This window comes from Thiocystis violacea (assembly GCF_016583575.1).
Classification (GTDB): domain Bacteria; phylum Pseudomonadota; class Gammaproteobacteria; order Chromatiales; family Chromatiaceae; genus Thiocystis; species Thiocystis violacea.
Genome location: NZ_NRRG01000017.1, coordinates 78,775 through 87,144, shown reverse-complemented (window position 1 = coordinate 87,144; position 8,370 = coordinate 78,775). Strand labels below are relative to the sequence as shown.

Sequence of the window (8,370 nt, the reverse complement as noted above, 5' to 3'; positions counted from 1 at the left end):
TATCCTTTTGTCTGTCGCCCGCAGCTTCTCGCCCAACCGCCCTTCCGTGGACCGATTCGTCCCCGCCCGGGCGCTATTCGCGTCGCTGAAATGAATTCCGGCATCGCTATTTGCCAAGAGGACGTTGCCGCGTCATTCAGATCACGGATTCAGGTCTAAGTGACCTATTTATTGTCCGAAGCAAGGTTAAAACCACCGCCTTTAGGCGGTCAGATTGATCTTTGAAGCCTTTTGCGGTTTGTGGCCAACGCGACGCATGATGGAGACGGTCACCATGCGATCCTTGACCCGCCTGAGAAAACATGACCTGGGTGGCCTAGCTAGGCGCGCGGCAGCTTTTGCGTGACATCCAACACCGTGATGGACGAAATGAGTCGGGCGTATCCGGGACATCATTTGAGACAAAGGCCAACGATCACTTCCGAACCAAGGCACCCTGAACGGGTCTTTCGACCCGTATCCGGACTTTCAGTCCGTAACTTCAACCCACCAGCTTTAGCTGGTGGTTGTTGAGTATCTACTCGTTTAATTCGTTTCTGGTGATTTAACATAAATATAATATATTGTTTTTAAAATTAAAAATCGCAGCCAGGCTATTAATCGAGTATCAACGCTTTAGTTTCTATACAGTCTCTTAGTGTCATATCCACCACGACAGGCGGAGCCGCGCATGGACAACGTGCGCAACGAATGGACTCTCGCCTGCCTGGCGTGGAACCTCAAACGCATGGCCGTCTTGCGCCCGCAGTAAGGGAAATTCGCAGGGAAAGCACGTTTTGGCCGGAAAAAGCCCATTTCTCGGGATGAAAAGTCTCTTGATAGCCTCTTTCCGCCAAGCCGACCGCTTAAGCACGACAGGCTGCTAGACTAGCCGACCCCGCTACCCTTCGACTCCCGAGACCGCATGCCAACGGACCTTTCCCAGCACACGCCGATGATGCAGCAGTATCTGCGGATCAAGGCGGAACACCCCGAGATGCTGCTCTTCTATCGGATGGGCGATTTCTATGAACTCTTCTTCGAGGACGCGGAGCGGGCGGCGCGGTTGCTGGATATCACCCTGACCAAGCGCGGTCAGTCGGCCGGGAAGCCGATTCCCATGGCGGGCGTGCCCTATCACGCCGCCGAGGGCTATCTGGCCAAGCTGGTGCGCAAGGGGGTCTCGGTCGTGATCTGCGAGCAGGTCGGAGATCCGTCGCAGTCGAAGGGGCCGGTCGAGCGCAAGGTCGCGCGCATCGTCACGCCTGGAACCCTGACCGACGAGGCGTTGCTGGAGGAGCGGCGCGAGAATCTGCTGGTCGCCATCGCGGAGGGCAAGGACGCCTTCGGGCTCGCCGCGCTGGAGCTGTCGAGCGGACGCTTCTCGGTGCTGGAAACGGCCTCGCGCGAGGCCCTGGCCAGCGAGCTGGAACGGCTCAAGCCGGCCGAGGTCCTGCTCGACGAGGACAGCCGGCTGCATACCGCGTTGCGAATCGAGCACGGCGTCACCCGCCGTCCGGCCTGGCACTTCGACGCCGACAGCGGCGCGCACGCGCTCTGCAAGCAGTTCGGCTCGCGCGATCTCAATGGCTTCGGTTGCGCCGGAATGCCGCTGGCGATCGGCGCGGCCGGCTGTCTGCTCCAGTACATCCGCGATACCCAGTTCGCGGCCCTGCCCCATGTTCGCGGCCTGACCACGGAGCAACGCGACGAGGCGCTCATCCTGGACGCCGCGACCCGCCGCAATCTGGAGCTGACCGAGAGCCTGACCGGACGCCCCGAGCACACCCTGGCGGGGGTGCTGGACCGCACCGCCACCGCGATGGGCAGCCGTCTGCTGCGGCGCTGGCTGAACCGCCCGCTGCGCGACCACGCCGCCGTGTGCGCGCGTCACGCGGCGCTGCGTGGCCTGATCGACCAGGGCAATGGGGCGCGGCTGCGCGACATCCTGGCCGAGATCGGCGACCTGGAGCGCATCCTGGCGCGGGTCGCGCTTGGCTCGGCCCGGCCGCGCGACCTGGCGGTACTGCGCGACTCGCTCGCCACCCTGCCCCGGCTGCGCGATGAACTGGCGGGGATGGACGACCCGCTGCTGGAGCGCCTCGACGGCGAGATCGGCGAGCATCCGGCCGTTGTGGATCTGCTGACCCGCGCCATCATCGAACAGCCGCCGATGCTGATCCGCGACGGCGGTGTGATCGGGCGCGGATTCGATGCGGAACTGGATGAGCTGCGCGACCTCTCCAGTCACGCCGATCGCTTCCTGCTGGAGCTGGAGACCCGCGAGCGCGCGCGCACCGGGCTGCCGGGTCTCAAGGTCGGCTACAACCGCGTCCATGGCTATTACATCGAGCTGGGCCGCGCCCAGGCCGATCAGGTTCCGGCCGATTTCGTCCGCCGTCAGACCCTCAAGGGCGTGGAGCGCTATATCACGCCCGAGCTGAAGCGCTTCGAGGACGAGGTACTGAGCAGCCGCGAGCGCGCGCTCGCCCGCGAGAAATCGCTCTACGAGGAGCTGCTCGGCCAGCTCGGCGTCGCGCTCGCCCGCTTGCAGAAGACGGCGGGCGGCATCGCCACCCTGGACGTCCTGGTCAATCTGGCGGAACGCGCCGAGACCCTGGACTGGTGCTGTCCCGAGCTGAGCGACGCGCCGCTGATCGAGATCGAGGACGGGCGTCATCCGGTCGTCGAGCGGGTGATCGACAGCCCCTTCGTCGCCAACGGGCTGCGGATGGATGGCGGGCGGCGGATGCTGGTCATCACCGGGCCGAACATGGGCGGCAAGTCGACCTATATGCGCCAGAACGCGCTCATCGTGCTGCTGGCTTATGCGGGGAGCTTCGTGCCCGCCCGGCGCGCGACCATCGGCCCGATCGACCGCATCTTCTCGCGCATCGGGGCCTCCGACGACCTGGCGGGCGGGCGCTCGACCTTCATGGTGGAGATGGAGGAGACGGCCAATATCCTCAACAACGCCACCGACCAAAGCCTGGTGCTCATGGACGAGGTGGGGCGCGGCACCAGCACCTTCGACGGGCTCTCGCTGGCCTGGTCCTGCGGGGTCGAGCTGGCGAGCCGGATCGGCGCCTATAGCCTCTTCGCGACCCATTATTTCGAGCTGACCACGCTGCCGGAGGAATATCCCGGCATCGCCAACGTCCATCTGGACGCGGTCGAGCACGGCAGTTCCATCGTCTTCATGCACGCCCTGCGCGACGGACCGGCGAATCAGAGCTATGGCCTGGCCGTCGCCGCGCTGGCCGGGGTTCCGCCGGTGGTCATCGAACGCGCCCGCGCGCGGCTGCGCGAGTTGGAGGACGCCGCCCGTCGCCATGCCGAGCGCGAAGCGGTGCAGCTCTCGCTGTTTCCGCTCGAACCCGTCCCGAAGCGCGCGCCCGAAGCGGTCGCGGACCAGGCCATCCGCGAAGCGCTGCGTGCCCTGGATCCCGATGGCTTGACGCCGCGGGACGCGCTGGAAGCCCTCTATCGGCTGAAAGGGATGCTCGAACCCAAGCGCTCGGGCGGCAAACCGAGGAAAAAACAAGGCTAACTCGGATACGGGACAGGGCGTTCGCGCTACATCGAAGCCCCCAAGTCCAAGACGCGCGACCAGGTGGCGGCCAAGCAGGCCGGGCTGAGCGATGTCTGGATCCACATGGCCCACGAGACGCCCGAAGCGGTAGCCCAAACGGCTCGGACGCTGCATGGATTAACGGGTCATCCGATTCATGTGACGTGGTACTACGGATGCGTGAGAACGGCGGGGAAAGCGAGGAGGCTCGACGGCGCCCGCGAGGCGCCAATGATCCTGCGGCAAGGGCGATCGGGAGGATCCTCTGGCTCAATCGTCGCGACGATACTCACCCTCGATCACGCGCGGGGTCTGATCGGGGTTGCGCGCGGGATATCCCTGGGTTGGAACGACCGGGATGTAGCGTCTGACCAGCCACCGGCGCAGCGGCGGAATCAGGAGCAGGAAGCCGACGCTATCCGTCAAGAAGCCTGGTAGAAGCAGGAAGAGACCGGCGACCAGGAGAAGCGCGCCGTCCATCACCTCCAGGGCCGGAACCTCGCCTTCGTCGATCATCCGGCGTACGCGCATCAGCACGCTGAAACCCTGACGACGCACCAGCCAGGTGCCGATGATGGCGGTCAGGATCGTCAGGACGATCGTCGGAAAGGCCCCGATCGCGGATCCGACCTCGATCAGGAAATAGATCTCGATCAGTGGCAGGCCGATCAATAACAATATAAAAATGATCACGATGATGGTCTCTTCTGGAATCTAAGCGAGGCGGCCGGGCCTCGGGTCGCGGACGGGTGAACGGAATCAATCGGCCCTTGCGCAGTCAGAACCGAGCCAGCGGCCAAGGCCCTTTCACGAAACCTTAACGTTTCGGCCCGATCAAGTCCAAGTCCCGGCGCGACGATCGGCGGGCGAACCGCGAACTCGGAAGACGATAGCGAATAGAGGACAGCCGCCAGATGCCTGCGAGTCACCGTTTGATGCTTTGTACCTGCCCCGATCGGGAGACGGCGCTGGGCTTGGCCGAGTCGCTGGTCGGCGAGCGGCTCGCCGCCTGCGTCAGCCTGGTCCCCGGCCTCACCTCGGTCTACCGTTGGGAAGGCGCGATCCAGCAGGAATCCGAGGTTCTGCTGCTGATCAAGACCCACGAGGCGCGTACCCAGGCCCTTGTCGAGCGACTGCGCCAGTTGCATCCCTACGGGGTACCGGAGATTATCGCGGTCCCTATCACCGAGGGGCTGGCCGACTATCTGAGCTGGGTAACCACATGCGTGAACGATCAGGATTGACCATGGAAGCGAACAGCAAGAACGAACGGGCAAGCCATCCGCATCCGCTGGAACCGCGCCAGACGGCCGCGCGCCGGCCGCGCTCGTGGCACGGGCTCTGGACAGGGCTCCTGCTCCTGGCCTGCGTCCTGGTTCCGGTGGCTCAGGCCGAGGACGAGTTCCTGCTCCAGGAGCAGGCCTTCGCGATCACGGGCGAGGCGGACGGACCGGAGGCCGTTCGGATTCGCTGGGATATCGCCGACGGCTACTATCTCTACCAGAGCAAGCTCCGCTTCGAATCGGAAACCCTCGGGATCGACATCGGCACCCCCGGGCTGCCGGAAGCCGAGACCAGGCAGGACGCGTTTTTCGGCGAAGTGGCCATCCATCGCGGTCGTCTGGACGTCGTCCTGCCGATCACCCGCGCTCCCGGATCGGAGAATATCCTGACCCTGCGCGTCAGCTCCCAGGGCTGCGCGGATGCCGGATTCTGCTATCCGCCCCATCGACAAGTCATGCTGCTGGAATTGCCCGAGGCCGCCCCAATCGCGACCGCGGACGCGATCCCGGTGACCTCGGCGGAAGCATCCGCCCCGCGTCCGGCCAGCCCGATCCAGGCGATCGGTCAATCCTTTGGAATCGGCGACGAGGACGAGATCCTGAGCGCGGAGGAGGCCTTCCGCTTCCAGGCCGAGGTCAGCGCGCCCGATCGTCTCCAACTGACCTGGGACATCGCGCCCGAGACCTACCTCTATCGCCATCTGGTCGAGGTCTCGCTGGAGGACGCGGCGGACGTGAAACTGGGCGCGTTCGAGCGACCGGCGGGGGACATCAAGAAGGATTCGATTCTTCCCGATGGCTCGATCGGCGATATCGAGGTCTATCACGATCGGGTCGATCTCCCCCTGAGTCTGCTGCGGGGATCGGCGGCAGCGACCCAGGTGACGCTGGTCGCCAAATATCAAGGCTGCGCGGAGATCGGCATCTGTTATCCGCCACAGACTCAGCGGGTGACCCTGAATCTGCCCGAGGCGCCGGCCTCGGCGCTCGTCTCGCTGGAGGCCGCCGAGCCGAGCGTCTCGGGCGAATCCAGCGCGATCACCCCCGACGCCCAGCCCGTCGCCGAGCAGGACCGGATCGCCGCCGTGCTCGTCAACGAAAGCCTCTGGATGATCATCGCCGTCTTCTTCGGCTTTGGTCTCCTGCTCGCCTTCACGCCCTGCGTCTTCCCCATGATCCCCATCCTGTCCGGGATCATCGCCGGTCAGGGCGCGGGCATCACCACCCGGAAGGCGTTCGTGCTCTCGCTGGTCTATGTCCTGGCGATGGCGCTGACCTACACGGTGGTCGGCGTCCTGGCCGGGTTGTTCGGCGCCAATCTCCAGGCGCTGTTCCAGAATCCCTGGATCCTGACCTCCTTCGCCCTGGTGTTCGTCTTGCTGGCGCTCTCCATGTTCGGCTTCTATGACTTGCAGCTCCCATCGAGCCTGCAATCCAAGCTTGCCGAACTCAGCAACCGCCAGCAGGGCGGAACCCTGATCGGCGTCGCCATCATGGGCTTCCTCTCGGCCCTGATCGTTGGCCCCTGCGTCGCCCCGCCCCTGTTCGGCGCGCTCATCTACATCAGCCAGACCGGCGATGCCGTGCTCGGCGGCATCGCGCTCTTCGCGCTGAGCCTGGGCATGGGCGCGCCGCTGATCGCCATCGGCACCTCGGCCGGGAAATTCCTGCCGAGAGCCGGGGGCTGGATGGACGCGGTCAAGGCGGTCTTCGGCGTGGCCCTGCTGGGTGTCGCCATCCTGCTGGTGGAACGCATCCTGCCCGCGGCGGTCGCCATGCTGCTCTGGGGTCTGCTGCTGATCGGCTCGTCCGTCTACATGGGCGCCCTGACTCAGCTCCCGACGACCGCCAGCGGCTGGAGCAAGCTTTGGAAGGGCCTCGGCGTCTTCCTGCTCATCTATGGCGCGCTCATGCTGGTCGGAGCCGCGGCCGGAGGCAAGGATACCCTTCAGCCGCTGCGCGGGTTGCTACCGGCCGGCGGCGTCGGGGCGACGCATGCCAGCTTCCAGCGCATCAAGACGGTCGCCGATCTGGAGCGCGCGCTGACCCAGGCTCAGGCGGCCGGCAAGCCGGTACTGCTGGATTTCTATGCCGACTGGTGCGTCTCCTGCAAGGAGATGGAGCGCTACACCTTCAGCGATCCGGCCGTGATCGCCGAGATGAGCCGTTTCGTCCTCTTGCAGGCCAACGTCACGGACAACGACGCGGAAGATAAGGCCCTGATGCAGGAGCGCTTCGGGCTCCCCGGACCGCCCGCCATTCTCTTCTTCGATACCGCCGGGACGGAACTCGCCAACTACCGTCTGGTCGGTTTCAAACCCGCCGAGCCGTTCGCCGCGCATCTGCGCCAGGTCGCCCCATGAAACCCTTCAAGGTCGTCATGGTCACCATCCTGGCCGGCGGCATCAGCATCGGTGCCGCCATCGTCGGCCAGCGCCTGGTCAACGACCAGACCCCGCGCGTCGACGGTCTGACGGAACGCCATCCGGAGCAGCTCCAGACCCTGCCCGATTTCCGCCTGAGCGATCTGGACGGACACGAGATCGCCAGCAACGCCTGGGCCGGCAAGATCCTGGTGCTCAACTTCTGGGCGACCTGGTGCGACAGCTGCATCGACGAGATGCCAACCTTCATCCGCGCCCAGGAGGCGATGCACGAGGCCGGCGTGCAATTCGTCGGCATCGCCGTCGACCGCGTCGAGGATGTCAGGGACTTCATCGTCGAGCGCCCGGTCAACTACCCGCTCCTGATCGCCACGCCCGAGGTACTCGCCCTCTCCAAACAGCTTGGCAACCGGCTGGAGGTTCTCCCCTTCACGGTCATCTTCGACCGCCATGGACGACGGGTTCACAGCCAGATCGGCGAGATGGAAGCGGAGGATCTGCAAGCACGGATCGACCGGCTCACCGGGACCGCCAGCGCCGAGCTTTGATCTCCGATCACACCGCCCTCGCGAGCGGATCCTCGCTGGACAAATTCCGCCAGAATCCGGACAATTCGACGCGATTTGCCGCCGATCACGTCCGGACGGCACTGACGCCCCATTCCCTTTTCGTCCGCAAGGCAGTTGGCACGATGGCCTCGATCCTGGTCCTGAACGGACCCAATCTCAACCTGCTCGGCACGCGCGAACCCGGTCACTATGGCCGCGCCACGCTGGCGGATATCCAACACGACCTTGAGGAAACCGCGAGTGCCGCGGGCCATCGTCTCCAGTTCCTTCAAAGCAACGCGGAGCATGTCCTGATCGAGGCCATCCATCAGGCCACTCGGGACGCGGTGAGTTTCATCATCATCAATCCGGCCGCCTTCACCCACACCAGCGTCGCGCTGCGCGACGCCCTGCTGGCCGTGGCGATCCCCTTCATCGAGGTGCACCTGTCAAATGTGCACGCCCGCGAGCCGTTTCGCGCCCACTCCTATTTTTCCGATATCGCGGTGGGCGTGATCAGCGGGCTCGGGGCCGAGGGATACGCGCTGGCGCTGCGCGCCGCGCTCGGCCGCCTGGCCCAGGACCACACGAACGAGAACAACTGA

6 protein-coding genes are annotated in these 8,370 nt (G+C 65.0%); 5 read left to right on the top strand and 1 reads right to left on the bottom strand.

All coding sequences use genetic code 11. The annotated features are described in order from the left end of the window. Window positions 1-904: 904 nt before the first annotated feature. Complete coding sequence (gene mutS, locus CKO27_RS10595) at window positions 905-3,529, top strand: DNA mismatch repair protein MutS (RefSeq protein WP_200374861.1); 2,625 nt, start codon at window positions 905-907, stop codon at window positions 3,527-3,529. Window positions 3,530-3,820: 291 nt separating this feature from the next. On the opposite strand, the gene CKO27_RS10590 is transcribed toward mutS, so the two are convergent. Further along, window positions 3,821-4,246, bottom strand: coding sequence for an FxsA family protein (locus tag CKO27_RS10590; protein ID WP_420825826.1), 426 nt, complete (start codon window positions 4,244-4,246; stop codon window positions 3,821-3,823). 218 nt (window positions 4,247-4,464) lie between these two features. On the opposite strand from CKO27_RS10590, the gene cutA reads away from it, so the two are divergent. From cutA to aroQ, 4 genes are all read left to right on the top strand, one after another. Next, entirely contained in the window at window positions 4,465-4,794 is a 330-nt protein-coding gene (gene cutA / locus CKO27_RS10585; protein WP_200374859.1) for a divalent-cation tolerance protein CutA, read from the top strand. Between the two features lie 2 nt (window positions 4,795-4,796). Further along, window positions 4,797-7,196, top strand: a complete 2,400-nt coding sequence (gene dsbD, locus CKO27_RS10580) for a protein-disulfide reductase DsbD (protein WP_200374858.1) — start codon at window positions 4,797-4,799, stop codon at window positions 7,194-7,196. Next, entirely contained in the window at window positions 7,193-7,765 is a 573-nt protein-coding gene (locus CKO27_RS10575; protein WP_200374857.1) for a TlpA family protein disulfide reductase, read from the top strand. Before dsbD ends, CKO27_RS10575 begins: the two co-directional genes overlap by 4 nt. 143 nt (window positions 7,766-7,908) lie before the next feature. Then, complete coding sequence (aroQ, locus tag CKO27_RS10570; RefSeq protein ID WP_200374856.1) at window positions 7,909-8,370, top strand: type II 3-dehydroquinate dehydratase; 462 nt, start codon at window positions 7,909-7,911, stop codon at window positions 8,368-8,370.